The 24,676-nt window shown below is 71.8% G+C and carries 22 protein-coding genes; 10 read left to right on the forward strand and 12 right to left on the reverse strand.

Annotated features, from left to right (window positions below; translation table 11 throughout):
* Positions 1–7 precede the first annotated feature (7 nt).
* Complete coding sequence (locus tag ASG76_RS04015; protein ID WP_056600415.1) at positions 8–2,722, reverse strand: bifunctional GNAT family N-acetyltransferase/acetate--CoA ligase family protein; 2,715 nt, start codon at positions 2,720–2,722, stop codon at positions 8–10.
* Positions 2,723–2,835: 113 nt separating this feature from the next.
* Between ASG76_RS04015 and ASG76_RS04020 the strand changes: the two genes are divergently transcribed.
* From ASG76_RS04020 to ASG76_RS04035, 4 genes are read left to right on the forward strand one after another with little or no spacing between them, the layout of a single operon-like run.
* Positions 2,836–5,358, forward strand: a complete 2,523-nt coding sequence (locus ASG76_RS04020) for a DNA topoisomerase (ATP-hydrolyzing) subunit A (RefSeq protein WP_056600417.1) — start codon at positions 2,836–2,838, stop codon at positions 5,356–5,358.
* A gap of 4 nt (positions 5,359–5,362) precedes the next feature.
* The gene (locus ASG76_RS04025) at positions 5,363–6,091 is read left to right on the forward strand and encodes an LppX_LprAFG lipoprotein (RefSeq protein ID WP_056600433.1); all 729 of its coding nucleotides are present in this window, start codon (positions 5,363–5,365) and stop codon (positions 6,089–6,091) included.
* A complete protein-coding gene (locus tag ASG76_RS04030) occupies positions 6,088–7,845 on the forward strand; it encodes an MFS transporter (protein WP_056600435.1) in 1,758 nt (585 codons plus the stop codon). The genes ASG76_RS04025 and ASG76_RS04030 overlap by 4 nt, the downstream gene beginning before the upstream one ends.
* Before the next feature lie 20 nt (positions 7,846–7,865).
* Entirely contained in the window at positions 7,866–8,360 is a 495-nt protein-coding gene (locus tag ASG76_RS04035; protein ID WP_056600437.1) for a beta-class carbonic anhydrase, read from the forward strand.
* Between the two features lie 22 nt (positions 8,361–8,382).
* Here the strand turns inward: ASG76_RS04035 and ASG76_RS04040 are convergent, their stop codons facing one another.
* Positions 8,383–8,586: a hypothetical protein gene (locus ASG76_RS04040; RefSeq protein WP_056600439.1), complete on the reverse strand. Its 204-nt coding sequence runs from the start codon at positions 8,584–8,586 to the stop codon at positions 8,383–8,385.
* A gap of 99 nt (positions 8,587–8,685) precedes the next feature.
* On the opposite strand from ASG76_RS04040, the gene ASG76_RS04045 reads away from it, so the two are divergent.
* Positions 8,686–8,937 carry a DUF4242 domain-containing protein gene (locus ASG76_RS04045; protein WP_056600441.1) on the forward strand — a complete coding sequence of 84 codons (252 nt, stop codon included), beginning with the start codon at positions 8,686–8,688 and terminating at the stop codon, positions 8,935–8,937.
* Position 8,938: 1 nt separating this feature from the next.
* Here the strand turns inward: ASG76_RS04045 and ASG76_RS04050 are convergent, their stop codons facing one another.
* The 4 genes from ASG76_RS04050 to ASG76_RS04065 form a co-directional block, all read right to left on the reverse strand.
* Positions 8,939–10,453: an aldehyde dehydrogenase family protein gene (locus tag ASG76_RS04050; RefSeq protein ID WP_056600442.1), complete on the reverse strand. Its 1,515-nt coding sequence runs from the start codon at positions 10,451–10,453 to the stop codon at positions 8,939–8,941.
* Positions 10,450–12,033, reverse strand: coding sequence for a GMC family oxidoreductase (locus tag ASG76_RS04055; protein WP_056600444.1), 1,584 nt, complete (start codon positions 12,031–12,033; stop codon positions 10,450–10,452). The genes ASG76_RS04050 and ASG76_RS04055 overlap by 4 nt, the downstream gene beginning before the upstream one ends.
* Positions 12,034–12,179: 146 nt before the next feature.
* Positions 12,180–12,701: a GNAT family N-acetyltransferase gene (locus ASG76_RS04060; protein ID WP_056600446.1), complete on the reverse strand. Its 522-nt coding sequence runs from the start codon at positions 12,699–12,701 to the stop codon at positions 12,180–12,182.
* Positions 12,701–14,773 (reverse strand): DNA gyrase/topoisomerase IV subunit B, encoded by a 2,073-nt coding sequence (locus ASG76_RS04065; protein ID WP_235529397.1) that lies wholly within the window; start codon positions 14,771–14,773, stop codon positions 12,701–12,703. Before ASG76_RS04065 ends, ASG76_RS04060 begins: the two co-directional genes overlap by 1 nt.
* Positions 14,774–15,038: 265 nt before the next feature.
* On the opposite strand from ASG76_RS04065, the gene ASG76_RS04070 reads away from it, so the two are divergent.
* From ASG76_RS04070 to ASG76_RS04080, 3 genes are all read left to right on the forward strand, one after another.
* On the forward strand, positions 15,039–15,263 hold the full coding sequence (locus ASG76_RS04070; protein ID WP_200948055.1) for a hypothetical protein: 225 nt from the start codon (positions 15,039–15,041) through the stop codon (positions 15,261–15,263).
* 105 nt (positions 15,264–15,368) lie between these two features.
* Positions 15,369–15,845, forward strand: coding sequence for a DUF456 domain-containing protein (locus tag ASG76_RS04075; protein WP_056600456.1), 477 nt, complete (start codon positions 15,369–15,371; stop codon positions 15,843–15,845).
* Positions 15,845–16,672 (forward strand): EamA family transporter, encoded by an 828-nt coding sequence (locus tag ASG76_RS04080; protein WP_056600458.1) that lies wholly within the window; start codon positions 15,845–15,847, stop codon positions 16,670–16,672. The genes ASG76_RS04075 and ASG76_RS04080 overlap by 1 nt, the downstream gene beginning before the upstream one ends.
* Positions 16,673–16,684: 12 nt before the next feature.
* Here ASG76_RS04080 and ASG76_RS04085 read toward each other — a convergent pair whose 3' ends face one another.
* The 4 genes from ASG76_RS04085 to ASG76_RS04100 form a co-directional block, all read right to left on the reverse strand.
* Positions 16,685–17,227 (reverse strand): hypothetical protein, encoded by a 543-nt coding sequence (locus ASG76_RS04085; protein WP_056600460.1) that lies wholly within the window; start codon positions 17,225–17,227, stop codon positions 16,685–16,687.
* 123 nt (positions 17,228–17,350) lie between these two features.
* A complete protein-coding gene (locus ASG76_RS04090; RefSeq protein ID WP_056600462.1) occupies positions 17,351–18,850 on the reverse strand; it encodes an RNA polymerase sigma factor in 1,500 nt (499 codons plus the stop codon).
* A 138-nt stretch (positions 18,851–18,988) separates the two neighbouring features.
* On the reverse strand, positions 18,989–19,552 hold the full coding sequence (locus tag ASG76_RS04095) for an HhH-GPD-type base excision DNA repair protein (RefSeq protein WP_056600464.1): 564 nt from the start codon (positions 19,550–19,552) through the stop codon (positions 18,989–18,991).
* A gap of 4 nt (positions 19,553–19,556) precedes the next feature.
* Positions 19,557–19,958 carry a universal stress protein gene (locus ASG76_RS04100; RefSeq protein WP_056600466.1) on the reverse strand — a complete coding sequence of 134 codons (402 nt, stop codon included), beginning with the start codon at positions 19,956–19,958 and terminating at the stop codon, positions 19,557–19,559.
* A 127-nt stretch (positions 19,959–20,085) separates the two neighbouring features.
* Between ASG76_RS04100 and ASG76_RS04105 the strand changes: the two genes are divergently transcribed.
* Entirely contained in the window at positions 20,086–20,541 is a 456-nt protein-coding gene (locus tag ASG76_RS04105) for a hypothetical protein (RefSeq protein WP_157558931.1), read from the forward strand.
* A gap of 21 nt (positions 20,542–20,562) precedes the next feature.
* On the opposite strand, the gene ASG76_RS04110 is transcribed toward ASG76_RS04105, so the two are convergent.
* Entirely contained in the window at positions 20,563–22,026 is a 1,464-nt protein-coding gene (locus ASG76_RS04110; protein WP_056600471.1) for a glutamate-cysteine ligase family protein, read from the reverse strand.
* A 66-nt stretch (positions 22,027–22,092) separates the two neighbouring features.
* The gene (locus ASG76_RS04115; protein WP_056600473.1) at positions 22,093–23,079 is read right to left on the reverse strand and encodes a DUF4192 domain-containing protein; all 987 of its coding nucleotides are present in this window, start codon (positions 23,077–23,079) and stop codon (positions 22,093–22,095) included.
* 140 nt (positions 23,080–23,219) lie between these two features.
* On the opposite strand from ASG76_RS04115, the gene ASG76_RS04120 reads away from it, so the two are divergent.
* Entirely contained in the window at positions 23,220–24,527 is a 1,308-nt protein-coding gene (locus tag ASG76_RS04120) for a DNA polymerase IV (RefSeq protein ID WP_056600475.1), read from the forward strand.
* Positions 24,528–24,676 lie beyond the last annotated feature (149 nt).

Genomic DNA, 24,676 nt, shown 5'->3' on the forward strand with positions numbered 1-24,676 from the left:
GGGGGCGTCAGTCGGGGAGCGTGTCCCCCGGCATCGTGCTGAGGCGTCGCACGAACCAGTCGGAGCGAGGGTCCTGCACCTGCTCGACCCGCACCGAGGCACCGAGCACGCTCGCGCCGTCGGACCCCGCCAGCACGAGAGGCAGCTGCAGCGAGCGCACCTGCGGCAGGTCGTGCTGGAGCTGCGCCACCTGGCGCACCAGCCGCTCGATCTCCGCGACCTCGACGATCTCGCTGCCGCGGTAGCCGAAGAGCAGCGGCGAGGCCTTGATCTCGCGCACCATGTCCTGGGCGTCATGATCAGCGAGCGGCGGGATCCGGTAGGACCGGTCGCCCAGCAGCTCGGTCAGCGGGCCGCCGATGCCGAAGGAGAGCACGGGTCCGAAGAGCGGGTCCTCCATGGTCGCGATCGTCACCGGCACCCCGGGCGGGGCGTTGCGCTGCACCACGAAGCCGGCGCGCTCGGGCTCGGTGATCACCTGGTTGAGCGAGGTCCAGGCGTCGGCCATCTCGTCGGGGGTGTCGATGTTGCGCCACACGTGCGCGAGGTCGGGCCGGTCGCGCAGGTGGTCGGCGGTGGCCTTGAGCACCACGTCCCACCCCAGCGACTCCCCCGCCGCTGTCGCCTCGTCGAGCGACTCCACGGCGTAGGTGTCCCACAGGTCGATGCCGTAGGCGCTGAGCAGGCGGTGCTGCTCGACGAAGTCGAGGTCGCGGCCCTCGGGGTGGCGCATCAGCACCTCGTTGACGAGGTGGCGGGCGTCGTCGCGGTCGTTGGACGGCAGGTCGCCGACCGTCGACTGGGGCACCCGCAGCCACACGGCGTACTCCACGACGTGGGCGAGCGCGCGAACGGCGGCCTCGACGGCGGGGTACGACGGCACCGACCCGCGCCCGGCGCTGGAGCCGGCCACGTCGGGCACCCGCAGCAGCTCGGGCACGCCCTCGGTGCCGAGGAAGGTCGACACGATCGGCTTGTCGGACTGCTCGCCGACGGCCGCGAGCACGTTGGCGACCTCCTCGCGGGCGCCGGTGACGTTGAGCGGGGGGATGAAGATCGCCGCCACCGCGTCGACCTCCGGGTCGTCGATGGCCGCGTCGAGCGCGTCCTCGAAGTCCTCCGCGGTCGCGTCGGCGCCCAGGGCCTCCTGCCGGTTGACCACCAGGCCCACCGAGTTCGCGGCGTCCGCGGCGAGCAGGCCGAGCGCGTCGGAGTTGCCGACGATCGCGACCCGGCGCCCGCGCGGCAGCGGCTGGTGGGCGAGCAGCTGGGCGACGTCGAACATCTCCTCCAGCGACTCGACCTGGATGATGCCCGCCTGGCGGAACATCGCGTCCACGGCCTCACCCGGGGCACCGATCTTGCGGACCGCGTGGCCCATGGGCACGCCCTGCGAGCTGCGTCCCGAGCGCACCGCCACGATCGGCTTGCGCCGGCTGACGCGGCGCGCGATGCGGGAGAACTTGCGCGGGTTGCCGATGGACTCGAGGTAGAGCAGGACCACCTCGGTGGCGTCGTCCTCCTCCCAGTACTGCAGGAGGTCGTTGCCCGAGACGTCGGCGCGGTTGCCGGCGCTGACGAAGGTGGTGAGGCCGAGGCCACGGTTCTGCACCTTCTCCAGGATCGCCGAGCCCAGCGCTCCGGACTGGCAGAAGAACCCGGCGCGGCCGCGCGGCGGCATGACCGACGACAGCGAGGCGTTGAGCGAGACGTCGGGGTCGGTGTTGATGATGCCGAGCGCGTTGGGGCCGATCAGCCGCAGGCCGTAGGAGCGTGAGAGCCCGACCAGCCGGCGCTGGCGCATCCGGCCCTCCTCGCCGGTCTCGGCGAAGCCCGACGAGATCACGACGAGCCCGTGCACGCCCTTGGCGGCGCAGTCGAGCACGACGTCCTGCACGGCCTCGGCAGGCACGGCCACGATCGCGACGTCGACCTCGCCGGGGATCTCCCCCACCGACTTCCACGCAGGCATCCCGGCGACCGAGTCGGCGCTGGGGTTCACCACGTGGATCCGGCCGGAGAAGTCGCCCAGCACCAGGTTGCGCACCAGTGCGCGCCCGATCGTGTCCTGGCGGCGGCTCGCGCCGATGATCGCGACGGACTTCGGCGAGAAGAACCGCTCGATCGAGGCGTACTCGGCACGGTGCTCGCGCTGCTCCATCACGCCGATCGCGGTGTCGGTGGGGTCGATGCGGAACACCAGCTCCATCACGCCGTCCTCGAAGGCGCTCTTCACCTGGTAGCCGGCGTCCCTGAACGTGTGGATCATCGCCTGGTTGTCGGGCAGCACCTCGGCGACGAACTCCTCGATCCCGCGCTCGCGCCCGGCCTGGGCGAGGTGCTCGAGCAGGAGCTGGCCGATGCCGCGGCCCTGGTGCTGGTCCTCCACGAGGAAGGCGACCTCGGCGTAGCCGGGGCGGATCGTGTCGTAGCGCCCCACCGCGATCATCCGGCCGGCCACCAGCAGGATCAGCGCCACGCGGTCGCGGTGGTCGACCCGGGTGAACCGGTCGAGGTCGCGCTCGGAGAGCTCGGGCATCGGCGAGAAGAACCGGTAGTACTTCGACTGGTCGGACACCCGGCTGTAGAACTCGACCAGCAGCGCCCGGTCGTCCGGCTGCATCGGCCGGATGTGCGCCGTGCGACCGTCGCGCAGCAGCACGTCCGCCTCCCAGTGGCGGGGCGGTGGCACGGCAGCCGGCAGTTCGTCCGCTTCGGTCACGGCTGCAATCTATCGGCCCCGACCGGACCTGTGCGCGTCCCCGCCGGGATCCGCGACGCTCCCCCGGCGTGCCCCGGTCCGCTCGCGCACGGGCAGCGGGGACAATGGCCCCCATGGCACGACGTACGACGAAGCAGCCCCTGCCGGACGACTTCGAGGAGCACATCCTCGACACCGACATCCGCGACGAGATGCAGACGTCGTTCCTGGAGTACGCCTACTCCGTCATCTACTCCCGCGCGCTGCCCGACGCACGCGACGGCCTCAAGCCCGTGCAGCGCCGGATCCTCTACACGATGGACGACATGTCGCTGCGTCCCGACCGCGGGCACGTGAAGAGCGCCCGCGTCGTCGGCGAGGTCATGGGCCGGCTGCACCCGCACGGCGACGGCGCGATCTACGACGCGCTGGTCCGGATGGCGCAGCCGTGGTCGATGCGGCTGCCGACGGTCGACGGCCACGGCAACTTCGGGTCCCCTGACGACGCCCCCGCGGCGATGCGCTACACCGAGTGCCGCATGGCGCCGGCCGCGGTGGCGATGACGGCCTCGATCGACGAGGACACCGTCGACTTCAAGCCCAACTACGACTCGCGCGAGACGGAGCCGGTCGTGCTCCCGGCGGCCATCCCGCACCTGCTGGTCAACGGCTCGGCCGGCATCGCGGTCGGCATGGCGACCAACATCGCGCCGCACAACCTGGTCGAGGTCGTGCAGGCCCTCAAGCACCTCGTCACGCACCCGAAGGCGTCCCTCGACGACCTGATGCGGTTCATCCCCGGTCCTGACCTGCCCACCGGCGGCAAGATCGTCGGGCTCGACGGCATCCGCGACGCCTACGAGTCGGGCCGCGGCACGTTCAAGATGCGCGCCACCGCCCGGGTCGAGTCGGTCACCGCGCGCCGCAAGGGCATCGTGGTCACCGAGCTGCCCTACGGCGTCGGCACCGAGCGCGTGATGGAGCAGATCAAGAAGCTCGTGCTGGGCAAGAAGCTCCAGGGCATCGCCGACATCAAGGACCTCAGCGACCGTGAGCACGGCCTGCGACTGGTCATCGAGATCAAGAACGGCTTCGTGCCCGAGGCGATCCTCGAGCAGCTCTACCGCCAGACCGCGCTCGAGGACTCCTTCGGCATCAACGCCGTCGCGCTCGTCGACGGCCAGCCGCGCACCCTCGGCCTCAAGCAGATGCTCGACGTGTTCCTCGAGCACCGCTTCGAGGTCGTGCGGCGCCGCTCGACCTACCGTCGCAAGAAGGCCGCCGACCGGCTGCACCTCGTCGACGGCCTGCTCATCGCCATCCTCGACATCGACGAGGTCATCCAGGTCATCCGCGGCTCCGACAACGCCGCGGCCGCCAAGGACCGGCTGATGTCGATCTTCGAGCTCTCCGAGGCCCAGGCCGACTACATCCTCGACATGCCGTTGCGCCGCCTCACCCGCTTCAGCCGGCTCGAGCTGGAGAAGGAGAAGTCCGAGCTCGAGCGCACCATCGAGCACCTCGACGCGATCCTGGCCGACGAGAAGCTGCTGCGGAAGGTCGTGGCCGACGAGCTCACCGACGTCGCCAAGGAGCACGGCACGCCCCGGCGCACGGTCCTGCTGGCCTCGGCCGGCAGCACCGTCACCGCCGCGACCCCCGTCGAGGTCGCCGACGACCCGTGCTTCGCGCTGCTGTCCTCCAGCGGCCTGCTCGCCCGCACGACCTCGGGCACGACGCCCGGGCGCGGCGAGGGTCGCGCCAACCACGACGTGGTGACCAGCGCCGTACGCACCACCGCCCGCGGCGAGGTCGGGGTGCTCACCAGCCGCGGCCGCCTGCTGCGGGTGAGTGTCCTCGACATGCCCGAGCTGCCCGACTCCGCCAACGACCCCAACCTGCAGGGCGGGTACCCGCTCAGCGAGATGCTGGCCCTCGGCTCCGACGAGCGCGCCCTGTCGCTCACCGCGCTGCACTCCGACGGCCCCGGCCTCGCGCTCGGCACCCGCGACGGCATCGTCAAGCGGGTCAACCCCGAGGTCCTCAACCGCGACGAGTGGGAGGTCATCGGCCTGCGCGAAGGCGACGAGGTGGTCGGCGCGGTCGAGCTTGTCACCGGCGAGGAGGAGCTCTGCTTCATCTCCTCCGACGCCCAGCTGCTCCACTTCCCGGCCTCCGGCGTGCGGCCGCAGGGTCGCGCCGGCGGCGGCATGGCGGGCATCAAGCTCGGCGCCGGCCAGCAGGCGGCGTTCTTCGGTGCCTTCGACCCCGCCGACGCGGTCGTCGTGACGGCATCGGGGTCCTCGACCGCCCTCCCGGGCACCGAGGCGGGCGCGGTCAAGGTGACGCCGTTCAGCGAGTACCCCGGCAAGGGTCGCGCGACCGGCGGCGTGCGCAGCCACCGCTTCCTCAAGGGCGAGGACGTGCTGGTCACCGCGTGGGCGGGGCCGGGCCCGGCCCGAGCCGCCGCCTCCAGCGGCGCACCGGTCGACCTGCCCGAGGCCAACGGGCGCCGGGACGGCTCGGGCGTGCCCGCGCCGCAGCCGATCGCGGCCGTCGCGTCCCCCGTCGCGACCCAGGTCGCAGGCCAGGCAGCAGGCCAGGCAGCAGCGCAGGTCGCGGCAGTCGGTGACGCGCCCAGTCCTGTGGAAGGCTGACGCCATGCCCGCCCCAGCCCGCGACCGGACCTCCGGACGCCTCGCGACCGCCGCCGTGGCGGCCCTGCTCGCCCTTCCCACCCTCGCCGCCTGCTCGGGCGACGACTCCCAGGCGGCCGAGGAGGGCAAGAGCCCCGAGGAGGTGCTGGCCCAGGCCTCGGCCCGCCTGACCGACACGAGCGGCGTCGACCTCACCCTCTCCACCCCGGCGCTGCCCGACGGCGTCTCCGGCATCACCCGCGCCGAGGGCACCGTGACCGACGCCCCGGCGTTCGAGGGGACGATCACGGTCGTCTTCGCCGGCCAGACCGTCGACGTGCCGGTCATCGCGGTCGACGACACCGTCTACGCCCAGCTGCCGTTCACGCCCGGCTACGACAAGGTCAACCCCAAGGAGTACGGCGCCCCCGACCCGTCCGGCCTCGTCGGCGAGGACGGCTTCGCGGGCCTCCTCACCCTCACCGAGTCGCCCGAGAAGGGCGAGAGCGTGCGCGGCGGGGCCGACAACTCCGAGGTGCTCACGACCTACTCGGGCACCGTGCCGGGCGACGCGATGGACGCCGTCATCCCGTCGTCGTCGGGCGACTCCTTCGACGTCGAGTGGCAGGTCACCGACACCGGCGAGCTCCGCACCGCCACCCTGACCGGGGTGTTCTACCCCCGGGCCGAGGAGATGACCTACACGGTCGAGTTCGCCGACTACGACACCGAGAAGGACATCACCGCGCCGTGACCCGGACCGCGGAGGTCTCCCACACCTCGCGGCTGCTCCTGGCGCTGGCGGCGGTCGCCGTCGCCTTCGCCGCCGCCGACACCTACGTCGTCGTGCTGGCCCTGCCCGACATGATGACCGGCGTCGGCGTGCCGATCGACCAGCTGCAGCGCGCCGCCCCGATCGTGAGCGGCTTCCTGCTGGGCTACGTCGCGATGCTGCCGCTCATCGGACGCATCGCCGACCTGCGCGGACGCGTGCCGGTGCTGGTGATGGCGCTGGTGCTCTTCGCGCTCGGCAGCCTGGTGACGACCTTCGCCTACGACATGCCGAGCATCGTGGCGGGCCGCTTCCTCCAGGGCGTGGGCGGCGGTGGTCTGGTGCCCGCCACCCTCGCCCTCGTCGCCGACCTCTACCCCGTCGAGCGCCGCGGCGTCCCGCTGGGCGTGGTCTCGGCCGTGCAGGAGATCGGCTCGGTGCTGGGCCCCCTGTTCGGCGCCGCAGTGCTGGCGGTCTCCGACTGGCGCGCCATCTTCGCGATCAACCTCGCCGTCGGCCTCGTCCTGGCCGCAGCCGTGCGGGCCGTCGCACCGCGCGCCCCGGCGCGCAGCGCTCGTCGTCCCGACCCGGTCGGCCTGCTGCTGCTGCTCGCCACCTTCGCAGGGGGCGCGATCGTCTTCCTTCGTCCGGCCGGGCTGATGCGCGACCTCACCTGGGGACGGCTGTTCATCCCCTTCGCCGGCGACGGCCGCTGGCTCACGCCGATCGGCGCGGCCACGACGGTCGCGCTGGTCCTGCTCCTGGCGTGGTGCTGGCTCGCCTCGCGACCGCTGCTCGACCTCCGCGGGTGGGCCCGGGTGCTGCTCGAGGCCGACCTCGTCGGCGCCCTTCTCCTTGCCATCGCGCTCGGCGGCGTCATCCTCGCCTTCGCCACCGCCGACCCCAAGGTCGAGGTCTTCTCCCCACGGGGTCGGTGGTACCTCCTCGGTGCCGCCGTCGCCACGGGCGTGCTCGTGCGTCACCTGCGCCGCGCGCCCGCCCCGCTGGTGCCGCGCGGCGCGCTGCGGCGTACGCCGGCCTGGGGCGCGCTGCTGGTCAGCTTCTTCGTCGGTGCCGCCCTGATCGCCGCGCTCATCGACATCCCGCTCTTCGCCCGCACGACCGTCTACCCCGACGACCAGCTGCCCGCGGCGCTGGTGCTCGTCCGCTTCCTCCTGGCGCTGCCCGTCGGTGCCGTGGCCGGCGGCTGGCTCATCCGCCTGGTCTCCCCCGGCGTGGTCACCGCCGTCGGCATGCTCATGGCCGCGGCGGGCTTCGTGCTGATGACCCGCTGGGGGCTGACCACGATCGAGGAGCCGGTCGCCAACCTCGCGCTCGTCACCGGCGGGCTGGGGTTCGGCCTCGCGCTGGCGCCGGTCAACGCCGCGCTGCTGGCCTCCACCGACGACGACGTCCACGGCGTGGCGAGCGCGTTCGTCGTCGTCTCGCGGATGGTCGGCATGCTGGTCGGGATCTCGGCGCTCACCACGATCGGGCTGCGGCGCTACTACTCCGAGCAGCTCGCCGTGCCTCCCGTGCAGGAGGTCTGCGACGGGAAGAGCCGGTGCAAGGAGTTCTCCGACCTGCTGCGGGTCGCGGGCATCGCGCAGGAGCACGCCGTCTTCTGGGGCGCCGCGGGCTGCGCGCTGGTCGCCGCGGTCCTCGCGCTCGTCCTGTTCCGCCAGGTCGGCCCCACCCGTCTGGCTGCGCGAGACGTCTTCTCGACCCCTTCCTGACGGGCGCTACCCTGCTGGTCGTGAGCGACTTCGACGACCTGTTGCAGGCCAACCGCGACTTCGCGGACTCCTTCGACCTCGGTGGCTTCGACGGCAAGGCGCATGCCGGCGTCGCGCTGGTCACCTGCATGGACTCGCGCATCGATCCGCTGCGGATGCTCGGGCTCAAGCACGGCGACGCCAAGATCTTCCGCAACCCCGGAGGCCGGGTCACCCCCCAGGCCCTGGAGGCGCTGGTGCTCGGCGTGCACCTGCTCAACGTCCAGCGCATCCTCGTGGTGCCCCACACCCGCTGCGCGATGGCCTCGGCGTCCGAGGCCGAGCTGCGCGTCAAGGTCGGCGAGTCCGCCGGTGTCGACGCCAGCTGGCAGTCGTTCGGCGTGGTCACCGACCAGCTCGAGCAGCTGCGCGAGGACGTCGTCAAGGTGCGCACGCACCCGCTCATCGGCGACCGCGCGGTCGTCGGCGGCTTCGTCTACGACGTCGACACCGGCCTGCTCACCCAGCACGCCTGAGCGTCGTCCTCCGCCCGCTGCCTCACTCGGGTTCGGTGCCGCCGTACGTCGCGCGCTGGCGGCGGATCGTCTCGGACACACCCGCCACGGCGCGCGCGGTGCCCTCGGCCCGCCGCGCGTCCTGGATGCCGTGGCTGACCGCCAGCCGGATGATCCAGTAGACCGCGAGCACGCAGAGCGCGGTGACCACCGGCACGACCACCAGCACGAACAGCAGACCTGTCATGCCCGCACGCTAGCCGACGGCGGAGGTCCAGACCGGGCTGTCGGCGCCAGACGCTCAGGCGCACACTCGTCGTGTCCACTAGGGGAAGGAGGTGGCGAGATGCCCTTGTTCATGGACGTCCACCACATGGATGGCGGGGTCGCGGTCGGCGACGTGGCGAAGGCCCACATGGCCGACCTGCAGGAACAGTCCCAGCACGGCGTGAACTACCTGAAGTACTGGGTCAACGAGGCCGAGGGCAAGATCTTCTGCCTCGTCGACGCACCCGACGCGGAGGCGGCCAACACCGTGCACCGCGAGGCGCACGGCCTGGTGGCCGACGAGATCTACGAGGTCGCCGAAGGGGCCTGAGTCACCGCAGCGTCTGCTTGCCCCCGTGCAGCAGGGTCACGAGCTGCGCGACCTTGCCGTCGGTGGCGGCGTCGCGCGCGAAGGACGTCAGGTTCATCACCGGCTTGAACCTCTGGCGGGTGATCGCCTTGGCGTAGGTGAACTCCTTGAGCCCGTCGGGGCCGTGGATGCGCCCGAAGCCCGACTGCCCGACCCCGCCGAACGGCAGGCCGGGCACGGCGGCGAAGGCGATCACGGAGTTCACCGACGTCATCCCCGAGCGGATCCGGCGCGCGATCGCCGTGCCGTTGGCCCTGGAGAACACCGCGCCCGCGAGGCCGTACTCGGTCGCGTTGGTGAGTCGGACCGCCTCGTCCATGTCAGCGACCGGGTTGATCGCCAGCGTGGGCCCGAAGGTCTCCTCGGTGATCTCGGTGGAGTCCTCCGGCACGTGGGTCAGGATCGTCGGCTGCACGAAGCGCTCGCCGACGGCGTCGGACCCGCCGAGCGCCACCTTCGCCCCCTTGGCGATCGCGTCGTCGAGGTGGCTCTTGATCACCCCGAGCTGCGAGGGCATCGTGATGGGGCCGATCTGCGCCTCCGAGTCGGCGCCGGCCCGCAGGCCGCGGGCCTGGTCGAGGATCTCGTCCATGAAGGCGTCGAAGACCCGCTCGTGGACGTAGACGCGCTCGGTGCCGATGCAGGTCTGCCCGGCGTTGGACATGCCGCCCCACAGCGCGGCCTCGGCGGCCTTGGTCAGGTCGGCGTCCTCGTCGACGATGAGCGAGTCCTTGCCGCCGGCCTCGATGAGGACGGGCGTGAGGCGCTCCGCGCAGGCAGCCATCACGAGGCGTCCGGTCCGCGCCGAGCCGGTGAAGGCGAGCTTGTCGACCTTGGCGGTGCAGAGCGCGTTGCCGGTCTCCCCCAGCCCCGTCACCACCTGCAGCACGTCACGGCCGTGGGTGACCTCTCTGAGGCTGTCGGCCAGCCACTGCCCGACGCCGGGCGTGTGCTCGCTGGGCTTGAACACCACCGTGTTGCCGGCCGCGAGCGCGTAGGCGATGGACCCCATCGGCGTGAAGACGGGGTAGTTCCACGGGCCGATCACGCCCACCACGCCGAGCGGGTGGTAGGCCACCGATGCCGCCTGGTTGGCCATCAGCAGGCCAGGCGAGACCCGGCGCGGGCCGAGCACCTTCTTGGCGTGCTTGGCCGCCCACGCGATGTGGTCCACGGCCAGGACGATCTCGAGCTGGGCGTCGCCGTGCGGCTTGCCGGTCTCGCGGTGCACGAGGTCGGCGAGCTGGGCGATGCGCCGGGTGATGACGCTGCGCCAGGTCAGCAGGTGGTCGGCGCGCTCGTCGAAGGACAGCGCACCCCACCAGCCGGCCGCCTCGCGGGCGCGGGCGACGGCAGCCTCGACGTCCTCACGGCCGTGCACCGGGTGGGTGCCGACGACGTCGCCGGTGGCGGGGTCGAGCGAGTCGAAGGTCTGCGTGGCCGCGGCGGCAGCGCCGGGCTCGAGGGTCGTGGTCATCGGCTCTCCTTGAGGAGGTCGGCGCACTTCTCGCCGATCATGATGGTGGGGGCGTTGGTGTTGCCGCGGGGCACCCGCGGCATGACGGAGGCGTCGGCGACCCGCAGGCCCTCGACGCCGTGGACGCGGAGCTCGGGGTCGACCACGCTGCCCTCGACGGTGCCCATCGCGCACGTCGCCACGGGGTGGTAGAGCGTCTGCCCGAGCCGGCCGATGGCCTCGATGATCTCGTCGTCGCTGGGGTCCGCCGACGCGGGCACCCACGGCTCGGCGACGTACGTCGCGATCGGCCCCTGGCGCAGCACCTCGAGCGCGGTGCGGAACCCGCCGATCATGGCCTCGAGATCGGCCCGGTCGTCGAAGTAGCCCGGATCGATCTCGGGGTGCCAGGTGGGGTCGGCCGAGCGCAGCCGCACGTGGCCCGAGCTCTGCACGTTGACCAGCGTGACGGCAGTGGTCAGCGCGCGGCGTACGGGCTCGTGCATGCCGTTGTCGTAGAAGCCGGTCGGGGCGACGTGCAGCTGGATGTCGGGCAGGTCGAGGGACTCGTGGGAGCGGTAGAACGCGCCGGTCTCGGCCACGTTGGAGCTCAGCGGCCCCTTGCCGAGGGCCTTCCACTTCACCAGGTTGCCGAGGCCGAGCATCTCGGCGACGTCGGTGGTGTCCTTGGTGTAGCTCAGGATGCCCGACACCGGGTGGTCCTGGAGGTGCTGTCCGACACCGGGCGACTCCACCACGACGTCGATGCCCATGTCGCGCAGGTGCGCGCCGGGGCCGATGCCGGAGAGCATCAGCAGCTGGGGGCTGTTGATCGCCCCGCCGCTGAGCACGACCTCCGCCTCAGCCCGTACGACGTGGTCCTGGCCGCCGCGCGTGTAGGCCACGCCGACCGCACGGGTGCCCTCGAGGACGATCCGGGTGACGAAGGCCTCGGTGCGCACGACGAGGTTGGGCCGGCTCGAGGCGGGGTGGATGTAGGCGTCGGCCACCGACCAGCGACGCCCCTTCTTGCAGGTCACCTGGTAGAGGCCGACGCCTTCCTGCTCGGCGCCGTTGAAGTCGTCGTTGCGCTTGAGCCCGGCCGCCACGCCGGCCTCGATGAACGCGGTGCTGAGCTCGTGGTTGTAGGACCGGTCCTCCACGTGCAGCGGACCGTCGGTGCCGTGGAAGGGCCCGCCGAGGCGGGTGTTGCCCTCGGCGCGGACGAAGTAGGGCAGGACGTCGTCGAAGCCCCACCCGGTCGCGCCGTAGGCGTCACGCCACTCGTCGTAGTCGGCGTGGTTGCCGCGGATGTAGATCATCGCGTTCATCGACGAGCACCCGCCGAGGGCCTTCATCCGCGGCCAGTAGGCACGGCGGCCGTCGAGATGCTTCTGCGGCGTCGTCTCGTAGTTCCAGTCCCACTTGGTCTTGAACAGCATCGAGAAGGCCAGTGGCATGTGGATGTTGTCGTCGTCGTCGGCCGGGCCGGCCTCCAGCAGCAGCACCCTGACCTGCGGGTCCTCGCTCAGGCGGGCAGCGACCACACCGCCCGCGCTGCCCGATCCGATGACGATGTAGTCGAATGTCTCCTCGGGCATGGCACTCCCTGTCGGCCTGTGACGCGGACCACAAACCTACGGCCGGGGCGACCGCGACACAACCACTGTCAGGGTCGAGTCAGGATCGCGGAGCTCGTGTTCCGGATACTGGCACGTCGACCCCACGATGTGTGCGGGGAGGACGGTCAGGTGCTCGCGGGCCACGCCCGGCCCATGATCACCTGGTCGACGCCCAGACCCGGGCCCACGACGGCCCACCCGGTCGAGCGGTACAGCCGTCGCGCGGGGTCGGCGGGGTCTGCCGAGGTCATCAGCAGCCAGCGCGGCTGGTCGAGGCCGTCCGTGAGGGCCGCCATGAGCCGCCGCCCGACGCCCGACCCCCGAGCCGGCTCATCGACACCGATGCTGACCAGCTCGAAGTGGCCGCCGAGCCAGTCGTCGGCCACAGCTGGGTGCAGCACCTTGCCGGCATGGTCGGTCCACCACTGGCCGTGCTCGCCGGTGTAGCCGTAGGCGAAGCCCACGATGAGCCCGTCGGTGCGCGCGAGCGCCAGCCGGAACCCCTCGCGCGTCGCGTGGCGTTCCCAGACCTGATCGCGCCATCTGTCGATGTCATCGAAGTCGTCGAACACGCGGCGGTAGAGCGGCCAGAGCTCGTCGTCGACGAGTGGATCGTCGGCGGTGTGCATCACCGAGACCTCCAGCATCAGGCGTCCAAGGTGTCGACGTCGACCTCGTAGGCGCCCTGCACGATGAACTCCTTGCGGGGCGCGACGTCGGAGCCCATCAGCAGCTCGAAGACCCGGCTGGCCTCGTCGACGTCGTCGATCGTGAGCTTGCGCAGCGTGCGGTGGCGCGGGTCCATGGTCGTCTCGGCCAGCTGGTCGGCGTCCATCTCGCCCAGGCCCTTGTAGCGCTGGACCGGATCCTTCCAGCGGACGTTCTTCCTCTTCAGCTCGGCGAGCTTGCGCTGCAGCTCGTCGTCGGAATAGGTGTAGATGTACTTGTCCATCCCCTTCTTGGGGTTGGACAGCTCGATGCGGTGCAGCGGCGGCACGGCCGAGTAGAGGCGGCCGTCGCGCACCAGGTCGGGCATGTACTTGAAGAACAGCGTCGCCAGGAGGCACCGGATGTGGGCGCCGTCGGAGTCGGCGTCGGCCATCAGGATGATCCGGCCGTAGCGCGCCGCCTCGAGCTCGAACGTACGGCCCGACCCGGCGCCGACGACCTGGATGATCGAGGCGCACTCGGTGTTCTTGAGCATGTCGCCGACGGTGGCCTTCTGCACGTTGAGGATCTTGCCGCGGATCGGCAGGAGCGCCTGGAACTCGCTACTGCGGGCCGCCTTGGCGGTGCCCATCGCCGAGTCGCCCTCGACGATGAACAGCTCCGTGCGCTCGGTGTCGGTGCTGCGGCAGTCGAACAGCTTGGCCGGCAGCGCTGACGACTCGAGGGCGTTCTTGCGCCGCTGGTTCTCCTTGTGCTGGCGCGCGGCCAGCCGGGTCTTGGAGGCCGCCGCGACCTTTTCCATCAGCAGCTTGGCCTGGGCCTTCTCGGCCCGCTTGGTCGACGTCAGGAACGCCTTGAGCTCGCCGGCGACGACCTTGCGCACGACACCGCGCGCGGCCGGGGTGCCGAGGATCTCCTTGGTCTGGCCCTCGAACTGCGGCTCGGCGAGGCGCACGGTCACCACCGCGGTCAGGCCCTCGAGCACGTCGTCCTTGATGACGTCGGCATCAGCGGCCTTGAGCACCTTGGCGGCGCGCATCGCGTCGTTGAAGGTCTTGGTGAGCGCGCTCTCGAAGCCGCTCACGTGGGTGCCGCCCTTGGGGGTGGCGATCACGTTGACGAAGCTGCGCACCTCGGTGTCGTACGCCGTGTCCCACCGGACCGCGACGTCGACGGTCAGCTCGCGCTCGACCTCCTGCGGCGTCATGTGGCCCTTGTCGTCGAGCAGCGGCACGGTCTCGGTGAAGGTGTCCATGCCCTGCAGGCGCAGGATGTCGGTGACGGGCTCGCCGTGGGAGAGGTACTCGACGAACTCGGCGATGCCGCCGTCGTGGCGGAACTTCTCCTCGGTCGGGGTGCCGTCACGCTGGTCGCGGATGACCAGCTCCAGGCCTGGCACGATGTACGACGTCTGGCGGGCGCGGCCGAGCAGGCCCTCCATCTCGAAGCGGGCGTCCTTGGTGAAGACCTGCTTGTCGGGCCAGAACCGGATCCGGGTGCCGGTCTTGCCCTTGGCGACACGCTTGCCCTTGCGGGTGAGGCCGGAGGCCGGCGTGAAGGGTGCGTCGGGGCCGTCGCCGTCGAAGACGCCCGGCACCCCGCGCTGGAACGACAGGCCCTGCTGGGCCGGCGAGCGGTCGACGTCGATGTCCATGCGGGACGACAGGGCGTTGACCACCGAGAGTCCCACCCCGTGGAGGCCGCCGGTGGCGACGTAGGACCCGCCACCGAACTTGCCGCCCGCGTGCAGCTTGGTCGCGACCACCTCGACCCCCGACAGGCCCGTCTTGGGCTCCTTGTCGGTGGGGATGCCGCGGCCGTCGTCGTGCACCTCGACCGAGCCGTCGTCGTGCAGCGTCACCTCGACGCGATGCGCGACGCCGGCCAGCGCCTCGTCGACGCCGTTGTCGATGATCTCCCACAGGCAGTGCATCAGGCCGCGGGTGTCGGTCGAGCCGATGTACATGCCCGGCCGCTTGCGCACCGCGTCGAGGCCCTCGAGGACCAGGAGGTGTGCTGCGTTGTAGGTGTTGTCTGCCGGTGCTGCCACGGACGTCCTGTCTGGTGCGGGTGCTGCTGCGAACACGGTGACACTACCCGCGACACGCCGCAGCACCGCGCAGGCACGCCTGCCCCCGGAGGGGTCGCCGCAGGGCTAGCGTGGCACCCACACCAGGTCTCACTTCGGCAACGGCTCGTCCACCTTGAGGACAACACCAGCGGCGGAGGGTGTGACGTGATTGACTTGAAGTCGTTCTCGAACTGCACCGCCGGTGGGAATCTTTGCCCCACTGGCTACGTTGGGCCAGACACCGATGAACAGAAATGAGGCTGACGTGACCACTGCCACCGCACCCACCCAGGCCGTCCTGACGGCCGGTGACCGCTGCGACCGTTGCGGCGCCCAGGCCTACCTCCGCGTGGAGCTCCAGTCCGGAGGTGAGCTGCTCTTCTGCGCCCACCACGCACGCGAGCACGGCGAGAAGCTCCGCGAGGTCGCGGCCGCCGTCCACGACGAGACGCACAAGCTCGACGCCTGAGCACCTTCCACCCCTTCTTCCAGACGGCCCCGGACACGCTCTCCGGGGCCGTTCTGCGTCCGGGGCGCGGGCCCGACCGGTTCTGGCGTCTGGGAGGGTTGACCCGTGAGCGCCACCGAGATCCTCCTCGCCCTTGCGATCGCCGTCGGCATCGTGGGGGTGGTCGTGCCCGTGCTGCCCGGCACCGTCCTCGTGCTCGCGGCGGTCCTGGTCTGGGCCCTCGACATCGGCACGGCGACCGCGTGGGCCGTCTTCGCCGTCGCCGCCACCCTCCTCGTCGCCGGCTCGGTCGTGAAGTACCTCGTGCCGGGCCGTCGGCTCAAGGCGTCGGGCGTGCCCAGCCGGACGCTGCTGGCCGGGGCCCTGCTGGGCTTCGTCGGCTTCTTCGTGGTGCCGGTCGTCGGGGTGCTGATCGGTTTCGTGTTGGGCATCTACCTCGCCGAGCGCGCCCGGGTGGGAGGGGCGGCGGCCTGGCCCTCGACCCGCCACGCCCTGCGCGCCGTCGGGGTCTCGATCCTCATCGAGCTCGTCGCCGCGTGCCTGGCCGCGGTGGTGTGGGCGCTCGGCGTGGTCGTCACCTGATGGCGGTCGTCCTGGCGCTCCTCGCGTCGGTGGCCTACGGCCTGTCCGACTTCGTCGGCGGCCACGCGTCACGTCGTACGTCGGCGTGGCCGGTGGCGTTCGTCGGCGCGCTCGCCGCGCTCGTCGGCGCAGGCGTCCTCACGCTCGTGACCGGCGGCTCCCCCACCCGCGCCGACCTGTGGTGGGGCGCCCTCGCCGGGATCGGCACCGGCGCCGGCGGGGCCTTCCTCTACCGCGGGCTGGCCGCGGGTCGCATGGGCGTGGTGGCGCCGATCTCGGCCGTGGGCGCCGCGCTGCTGCCGGTGTGCGTGGGCGTCGCGACCGGCGAGCGCCCCGACCTGCTGGTGTGGCTGGGCATCGCTGCCGCGGTCCCGGGGATCTGGCTGGTCAGCCGGGAGCCCGGCGCCTCCGGCGAGCTGGCCGCGGGGATCGTCGACGGCCTCCTGGCCGGCCTCGGGTTCGGCCTGCTGTTCGCCGCGATGGGCCAGGTGCCCGAGGAGGCCGGCTTCGCGCCCCTTGCCCTGGCCCAGGCAGTCGGCGTGGCGTGCGTGGCGGGGACCGCCTCGGTGCTGCGCGGACGATGGCTCCCGTGGCACCCGACCCAGCTCTGGGGCGCCGCTTCCGGTCTGCTGGCCACCGCTGCCGCCGCGCTGTTCCTGCTGGCGACGCAGAGCGGGCTGCTGACCGTCGCCTCGGTGCTCACCTCGCTCTACCCCGCGATCACGATCGCGCTGGCTGCCGTCGTGCTGCGCGAGCGGATCCACGGGGCCCAGGGGGTCGGGCTCGTGCTGTGCGGGATCGCCGTGGGGCTCGTGGCCGCAGCCTGAGCCCCGGCCGCCTCAGACGCCGAGGCCCGAGGCCACCGGCAGGCTCCAGCGGTGCCGCTTGGGCGCCCAGTCGATCACCGGGTGGGAACCGTCGGCCTGGTCGACCATCTTGGCCGAGACCCGCACCGAGGGCACGCGGTCGAAGCACGCACGGCTGATGCGGGCGCGGAACACGTCGCGGCCCCACCGCGGGCGTGCGGCGTAGTCGCAATCGACGCGCTGGTCACCGCCCCGCCAGCCGTCCGCCTTGGTGAGGACGTAGTCTGTGCCGTCGCCGAGCCCGCTGCTCAGGACGTACTCCGGGCCGGCGACGTCGCGGTCGGTGTCGATGAAGACCGACACGCTGGCCGCGCTGGAGCGCATCAGCTCGGTGAAGCGCACCTTCACCAGCAGGTTGTCGGTGCCGTGGTTGGCCTCGAGCGCGACGATGTCGGTCAGCGACGCCGTCGCGTCGGCCGGGTCGTCGATGCTGTAGAACTCCGCGTGCGCCGGGGCGGCGACCAGTGCGGCGAGGGCGAGCGCGGTGCCGGCGGTCAGTGCGGTCCGAGATCTCATGTCCTGAGTGTCGCATCCCCCACCGACGCCCGGGTCCACCCGATGGTAGGGGGCGCGGGTTCCCCGAAATGACGAGCAGCGCCGCCGTGGTGGCGACGCTGCTCGCGAAGGTGCTGTTCGAGGTCAGTCCAGGTAGTCGCGCAGGACCTGCGAGCGGCTCGGGTGACGCAGCTTCGACATCGTCTTGGACTCGATCTGGCGGATCCGCTCGCGGGTCACGCCGTAGACCTTGCCGATCTCGTCGAGCGTCTTGGGCTGGCCGTCGGTCAGCCCGAAGCGCATCGACACCACCCCGGCCTCGCGCTCGGAGAGCGTGTCGAGCACGGCGTGCAGCTGCTCCTGGAGGAGCGTGAACGACACCGCGTCGGCCGGGACGATCGCCTCGGAGTCCTCGATGAGGTCACCGAACTCGGAGTCGCCGTCCTCGCCGAGAGGCGTGTGCAGCGAGATGGGCTCGCGGCCGTACTTCTGGACCTCGATGACCTTCTCGGGGGTCATGTCGAGCTCCTTGGCGAGCTCCTCCGGCGTGGGCTCGCGGCCCAGGTCCTGGAGCATCTGGCGCTGGACGCGCGCAAGCTTGTTGATGACCTCGACCATGTGGACCGGGATGCGGATGGTGCGCGCCTGGTCGGCCATGGCACGGGTGATCGCCTGGCGGATCCACCACGTCGCGTAGGTCGAGAACTTGTAGCCCTTGGTGTAGTCGAACTTCTCGACCGCACGGATCAGGCCGAGGTTGCCCTCCTGGATGAGGTCGAGGAAGAGCATGCCGCGACCGGTGTAGCGCTTGGCCAGCGAGACCACGAGTCGCAGGTTGGCCTCGAGGAGGTGGTTCTTCGCGCGGCGCCCGTCCTCGGCGATCCACTCGTACTCCTCGAGCATCTTCGGGCTGATCCGACCGCCCTTGGCGAGCTTCTCCTCCGAGAACAGGCCGGCCTCGATGCGCTTGGCGAGCTCGACCTCCATCTCGGCGTTGAGGAGGGGGACCTTGCCGATCTGCTTGAGGTAGTCCTTCACCGGGTCCGCGGTGGCACCGGCCACCATGACCTGCTGCTCGGGCTCGTCGGTCTCGTCGGCCGCGGAGACGGTGAAGGCCTGCTTCTCGTCCTCCTTGATCGTCGGGTCCTTGGCCACGTCCTTCTCGAAGACCTCGTCCGGGATGTCGGGGAGCAGCTTCTTGCCGTCGGGGCCGACCACAGGGGCCGCGGTCGCACCGAGGTCGACGACCTCGTCAGCGGTCGCAGCAGCAGCCTTCTTGGCGGGCGCCTTCTTCGCGGCGGCCTTCTTCGCAGGCGCGGGCTTCTCGGCAGGCGCGGCCGCGGTCTTCGCGGCAGCCTTCTTGGCCGGGGCCTTCTTGGCGGCCGAGGTGGCAGAGCGCTTGCTCGTCGCGGCCACGGCCCGCAGGCTCGCGGCGTCGACCTGCACCGAGATGCCGAGGCCGCTGAGGTGCACGAGCAGTGCCTTCAGGTGGCGAGGCTCGACACCGGCCTCCTCACTGGCGCGCCGTACGTCCTCGGGGGACACGGTGCCGGTGGGGGTGCCGCCGGCGACCAGGGCGGTGATGGAGGGGTGCGTGAGCACCTCGGCGGGGAGCAACTTGCGTGCGTGTGAAGACACGAACACCTCTCGTCGGACAGCTTCGGGGCGCGGCGAGGCCCGGTGACGTCAAGAGCCGCGCCGTCATTCTGCCACGGCACTCCACGGCACGTGGCATCCGGCCCGGATCGGCCCGGATCGGCCCCGATCGACGACGAAGGGCCGCTACGCCCCGGCGGCGCCGGCCTTCTTGGCCTTCTTGAAGTCACGGACCTTCTGCAGCGAGTCGGCGTCGACCACGTCGGCCACCGACCGGTGCCCCTCGAGCGCGTAGTCGCCGACAGCGGCCTCCCACCCCTCAGGCCGTACGTCGAGCTGCTTGGCCAGGAGCGCCACGAAGATCTGCGCCTTCTGCTTGCCGAAGCCCGGCAGCGCCATCACGCGCTTGAGGAGGTCCTTGCCGTCGGCGGCCTCCGTCCAGAGCCGCGAGGCGTCGCCACCGTAGGTGTCGACCACGATGCGTGCCAGCTCCTGCAGCCGGGCCGCCATCGAGCCGGGAAAGCGGTGGATGGCCGGCGTCGTGGCGGCCATCGCCGCGAACTCGTCAGGGTCCGCGGAGGCGATCGCACCGGGATCGAGGGTGCCGAAGCGGTCGAGCACCTTGGCGGGGCCGCGGAAGGCGTGCTCCATCGGGTACTGCTGGTCGAGCATCATGCCGGCCAGCAGGGCGAAGGCGGAGTCGTCGAGGACCTTGTCGGCCGACGGGTCGCCGGTGATCTGAAAGGCCACGCCGCTACTGCGCTTTGACCGCCAGCACCGGGCACGGGGCGTCGAGCAGCACCCGCTGGGCGTTGCTGCCGAGGATGAGCTTGCCCACCGGCGAACGACGACGCAGGCCGATGACGAGCAGCTCGGCGTCATTGGCCTCCGCGATGCTGATGAGGTCCTCGGCCGGCTCGAAGCCGCGCACGAGCTGGCGGATGTCGTGCTCGACCCCGGACTCCTCGAGGGTGGCCTTGATGGCCGTCATGTCGTCCTCGACCGCGCGGGCCTTGGACCCGTCGAACTCCTGGCCCCCACGGTGGGAGTTCACCACGACCAGCTTGCTGCCACGCAGCTTCGCCTCGCTGATGCCCGCGGCCAGGGCCGCCTCACCCTCGGCCTTGGGGACGTATCCGACGACGACGGTGCCCATGGTGTCTCCTCTCGTGGCCGCAGCGCCCTCGCCGCCGACCTGCTGGCACCGTAACGGAAAACACACGACCGTGGGCAGCCTGTGGAGAGGCGCGTCGCGGGGTCCCTCCTCCGGCAGGGTGGGGCCCATGGCACTCCCCCAGGGCCCGCCCCGCGTGCCACCCGTGCTGCAGGCCCCCATCGACCGGCTCACCCACGAGGTGCTGCGCGCCGCCACCCTCGAGCTGGTCGAGGGCGAGCCGCGCCGCCGGTTCGCACCGGTGCTGCACGCCGGCGTGCCCGGCCGCAGCGTCCGGCACGTCGACGACCTCCGCTCCGCCGACGCCGGGTTGCGCGCCGACGTCACACTCGCCCTCCTCGGTCGGGCCACCGCGCTCACCCCACGGCCCTACCTGTGGCTGACCCGGGCCGGTGAGCTGAGCACCCACGACGACGACCTGCGCTGGCTCGGGCCCTCCGCGTGGGCCGCGTCGGCGCTCGGCGTTCCGGTCGCCCTCGTGGTGGTGACGCGCAGGGGCTGGTTCGACCCCGTCAGCGACGTACGCCGTGAGTGGCGACGGCTGCGCCGGCGCGTGACCGGGTGAGGACGCAGGCGCTGGGACTCGTCAGTCCCAGCGGTGGACCGGCTCGTTGCTGTGCATGCGGTCGCGGTAGTCGAGCAGCGTCGCGCGCAACGCGTCGAACCGGTCCTCACCGCCGCGGGCACGCACCCGCTCGGTGAACCAGGCGGCGCCGCTGGTCTCGAGCTGGCAGCGCTGCTCGATGATGCCGAGGTAGTGCTCGCTCTCCTCGGTCGGCACGCCCCACGAGTCCAGCCCGGCCTTGGCCATCGGGAGCAGGCGTCGCAGGACCAGCTCGGTGGCGCGGACCTGACCGATCCCAGGCCAGTAGACCTGGGCGTCGACCCCCATCTGGGCCGCCACGTGGAAGTTCTCTTCCGCGGCGGAGAAGGACATCTGGGACCAGAGCGGCCGCTCGCTCTCGGCGAGGAAGCGGATCAGGCCGAACCAGAGCGCCGCGTTGGCGATGGTGTCGGCCACGGTCGGCCCGGCGGCCAGCAACCGGTTCTCGACCCGCAGGTGCGGCACGCCGTCGGCGACGTCGTAGACGGGACGGTTCCACCGGTAGATCGTGCCGTTGTGCAGGCGCAGCTCGTGCAGCAGCGGCGTGCCGCCGGACTCCAGCACCTCGAGGGGGTCCTCCTCGTCGGTCACCGGCAGCAGCGCCGGGAAGTAGCGGACGTTCTCCTCGAACAGGTCGAAGACCGAGGTGATCCACCGCTCGCCGAACCACACGCGTGGCCGCACGCCCTGGGCCTTGAGCTCCTCGCTCCGCGTGTCGGTGGCCTGCTCGAACAGCGGGATGCGGGTCTCGCGCCACAGCTCCTTGCCGAGGAGGAAGGGCGAGTTGGCCGACACCGCGAGCTGCACGCCGGCGATCGCCTGGGCGGCGTTCCAGTAGGCCGCGAACTGGTCGGGCGAGGTCTGGACGTGGAACTGGGTGCTCGTGCACGCGGCCTCGGGCACGATCGAGTCAGCGGTCGTGGTGAGCCGCTCACGGCCCGAGATGCTGATGGTGATGTCCTCCCCGCGCGCGTTGAGGATCTGCTCCGAGAGCAGCTTGTAGCGCGGGTTGGCGCTGAGGCTGGCACGGTTCATGTGGCCCTCGGCGAGCGTGGGCAGGATGCCGATGGCGACCTGGTGGGCGCCGACCTTCGCCGCCTTCTCCTCGGCGTCGTTGAGGGAGTGGCGCAGGCTCCGCTCGAAGGTGCTGAGGCCCCCTTCGCGGAGCCTGGCCGGGGCGAGGTTGATCTCAATGTTGAACTGCCCCAGCTCGGTCTGGAAGTCGGGGTCGGCGATCGCCTCGAGCACCTCGGCGTTCTTCAGCGCCGGGTCGCCGGCGTCGTCGATCAGGTTGAGCTCCATCTCCAGGCCCGTCATCGGGTCGTCGGTGTCGAAGCGCGCCTCGCGCAGCATCCGGGCGAAGACGTCGAGGTTGCGACGGACCTTCTCGCGGTGCCGCGTCCGGTCGGCCCGGCTGAACTCCTGCTGCGCGACCTCTTCTCCCATGCTCGAACCCTAGCCATGCCCACCCGCTCCGGGAACCGTCCGGAAGGCTGGTCAACGGCGCGCTCGTCACGCGGCGGGGTCCGCGCTGCCGTGCAGCCGGGGGCGCAGCACCTCCCACTCGTCGGGGGAGGTCGCGGACTCGAGCAGCCGGGCAACCAGCCCGGCGAGCGAGTGCTCCGGCTCGACCTCGCGGCACCGGTCCACCGCGCACCACGCGAGGGCGCCGTCCCCCACCAGCCAGGCGGCGAAGGCCAGCACGGCGGCGGGGGCCGCCACGTGCCCGGTGGGGAGACGACGTACTGCGTCGGACCAGAGGTCGACCGCGCGCCGCGCCTCCGCTCGGGTGAGCCAGGCCCACGCCTCGTCGCGCCGGGCGCCCGAGACGACCGTCAGGGCGACCTGGGCGAGCTCGGCGGGCGTGAAGCACGTGCCGTCGCCCAGGTGTCGGCGCACCGCGGCCGCGAGGGCGCCAGTCGGCATCGCCCTGGCCGTCGCGATCAGCGGCGCGAGCGACTCGGCGTGCCCCGGGTCGGGGGCGATGGTCGCGCGCAGCGCCTCGCGGCTGGCGTGGGTCACCCGGCCGTCGAAGACGCCCTGGGCGGTGAAGCGGTGCTCCGCGAGGGTGAACGGCACCCCCTGGTAGGCCGCCAGCGGGGCGCCCGGGAGGATGGCGTACCAGTGGCCGTCGTGCACGCGCATCACCTCGCGCACCACGATGCCGGCCGCGGTGAGCTCCTCGTGCAGCGCCCAGGCGGCCTCGTCGGCCACGCTCGTGTCGTCGTCGTAGACCACGACGACGACCTCGCGCACGCCGTGCCGACGGGCGGGGCGCAACAGCGCCTCGACGACGTCGTCGACGTCGTCGGGGTCGTGGGGCAGGTCGACACGGGCGTGCATGCCGCCGGCTCCCCCGATGCTGACCATGACGACGGAGTGCTGGGGGACGAAGCCCAGGGCGAGCGGGACGAAGGCGGCGACGTCCTCGGGGGTGCGGGCGCTGAGCAGCGTCGTGGATGGGGCGGGCGGTGTCGGGGAGTCTGTGGTGTGGTCCATGACGACGACGCTTCCCGCACCCACCGACCCTCCAAGCCCACGAGCAGCGGGGGCTGTGGAGAAGTGGTCCGAGGGACTCCCTGTGGACGGTTGGGGGGCTGCGACAATGGCCGGGTGAACGGACCGGGGGTGCGCCGCTGATGCGCAGCACCGCCTCGGTCCTCCACCTCGACCTCGACGCGTTCTTCGCCGCCGTCGAGCAGCGCGACAAGCCGTCGCTGCGCGGCAAGCCGGTCATCGTCGGCGGCACGGGCGGACGCGGCGTGGTCGCGACGGCGTCGTACGAGGCGCGCAGGTACGGCGTCGGGTCGGCGATGTCGGGACGCGAGGCGCGCGCCCGGTGTCCGCACGCGGCCTTCCTCAGCGGCCGCTTCCACGCCTATCGCGAGACGAGCGTGCGCGTGATGGAGGTCCTGCGCGACCTCTCCCCCCTCGTGGAGCCGCTCTCCCTCGACGAGGCGTTCGTCGACCTCGCCGCCGCCGACCTGCCCGACCTCGAGGTCGCCACCGTGACTGCTGCGGGCGAGCGGCTGCGCCAGCGCGTGCACGAGGTCACCGGCGGCCTGACCGCCACCGTCGGGATCGCCTCGTCGAAGTTCCTGGCGAAGGTCGCCAGCGAGCTCGACAAGCCCGACGGCATGACGGTGGTGCCGCCCGGCACCGAGCTCGACCTGCTGCGCCCGATGAAGGTGGGCGTCATCCCCGGGGTGGGCCCGGCGACGGCCGAGCGGCTGCGGCGCGCCGGCATCCACACGATCGCCGAGCTCGAGCGCATCGAGGAGGACGAGCTGGTCCGCCTGCTCGGCCAGGCGCAGGGCCACGGGCTGTGGCAGCTCGCGCGCGCCCAGGACCCGCGTCCGGTGCTGGCCGAGCGCGAGACCAAGTCGATCAGCGTCGAGGGCACCTACGACAACGACCTCACCGACCGCAGGCTGATGGAGGGCCTGCTCACCCGGCAGGCCCGTGACGTCGGCACCCGCATGCGAAAGAACGGTTTCTCCGGACGCACCGTCTCGATCAAGGTGCGCCTGCACGACTTCACGACCCTGAGCCGGTCGAGCACGCTGCCCAGCCCGACCGACGACGGCGGCACCATCGCCCGGGTCGCCCGCACCCTCCTGGGTGACCTCGACACGACCGGTGGGGTGCGGCTGCTCGGCGTCGGCGTGTCCGGGCTCGCCGACTGGGTGCAGGAGGACCTGTTCGGTGAGAGCACCGATGAGGACGACGTGGAGGAGGTCGTGCTGCCACCCCAGCAGCGCAGCCGCACATGGGCTCCCGGCGCCGACGTGGTGCACGACGAGATGGGTCGGGGCTGGGTCTGGGGATCGGGGTCGGGCGTGGTCACGGTGAGGTTCGAGACCGCCGACACCCCGCCCGGTCCGGTGCGCAGCTTCCGCTCCGACGACCCCGCGCTGCACCGCGTCGAGCCGCCGACCGAGGACTGAGCCCGGCCGGGCGCATTGTTCGGCCCGGGAGGGGAACCCCTGAGAAGTCCCTGAGAGTTCCGAAAAGACGGAATCAACCGGGTCGCTGGCACGTCAGACCTGATGAAGGCACCGAGCAATCCGATCGGGAATCCCGCAACGGACACGGG

This window comes from Nocardioides sp. Soil774 (assembly GCF_001428125.1).
Lineage (GTDB): Bacteria > Actinomycetota > Actinomycetes > Propionibacteriales > Nocardioidaceae > Nocardioides.

What these genes read in the sequence shown, in the direction of transcription:
- ASG76_RS04020 (WP_056600417.1), top strand. Translation starts at nt 2,836, where the DNA reads ATGGCACGACGTACGACGAAGCAGCCCCTGCCGGACGACTTCGAGGAG.
- ASG76_RS04025 (WP_056600433.1), top strand. Translation starts at nt 5,363, where the DNA reads ATGCCCGCCCCAGCCCGCGACCGGACCTCCGGACGCCTCGCGACCGCC.
- ASG76_RS04040 (WP_056600439.1), bottom strand. Translation starts at nt 8,586, where the DNA reads ATGACAGGTCTGCTGTTCGTGCTGGTGGTCGTGCCGGTGGTCACCGCG.
- ASG76_RS04045 (WP_056600441.1), top strand. Translation starts at nt 8,686, where the DNA reads ATGCCCTTGTTCATGGACGTCCACCACATGGATGGCGGGGTCGCGGTC.
- ASG76_RS04050 (WP_056600442.1), bottom strand. Translation starts at nt 10,453, where the DNA reads ATGACCACGACCCTCGAGCCCGGCGCTGCCGCCGCGGCCACGCAGACC.
- ASG76_RS04055 (WP_056600444.1), bottom strand. Translation starts at nt 12,033, where the DNA reads ATGCCCGAGGAGACATTCGACTACATCGTCATCGGATCGGGCAGCGCG.
- ASG76_RS04060 (WP_056600446.1), bottom strand. Translation starts at nt 12,701, where the DNA reads ATGCTGGAGGTCTCGGTGATGCACACCGCCGACGATCCACTCGTCGAC.
- ASG76_RS04070 (WP_200948055.1), top strand. Translation starts at nt 15,039, where the DNA reads ATGAACAGAAATGAGGCTGACGTGACCACTGCCACCGCACCCACCCAG.
- ASG76_RS04080 (WP_056600458.1), top strand. Translation starts at nt 15,845, where the DNA reads ATGGCGGTCGTCCTGGCGCTCCTCGCGTCGGTGGCCTACGGCCTGTCC.
- ASG76_RS04085 (WP_056600460.1), bottom strand. Translation starts at nt 17,227, where the DNA reads ATGAGATCTCGGACCGCACTGACCGCCGGCACCGCGCTCGCCCTCGCC.
- ASG76_RS04100 (WP_056600466.1), bottom strand. Translation starts at nt 19,958, where the DNA reads ATGGGCACCGTCGTCGTCGGATACGTCCCCAAGGCCGAGGGTGAGGCG.
- ASG76_RS04105 (WP_157558931.1), top strand. Translation starts at nt 20,086, where the DNA reads ATGGCACTCCCCCAGGGCCCGCCCCGCGTGCCACCCGTGCTGCAGGCC.
- ASG76_RS04110 (WP_056600471.1), bottom strand. Translation starts at nt 22,026, where the DNA reads ATGGGAGAAGAGGTCGCGCAGCAGGAGTTCAGCCGGGCCGACCGGACG.
- ASG76_RS04115 (WP_056600473.1), bottom strand. Translation starts at nt 23,079, where the DNA reads ATGGACCACACCACAGACTCCCCGACACCGCCCGCCCCATCCACGACG.
- ASG76_RS04120 (WP_056600475.1), top strand. Translation starts at nt 23,220, where the DNA reads ATGCGCAGCACCGCCTCGGTCCTCCACCTCGACCTCGACGCGTTCTTC.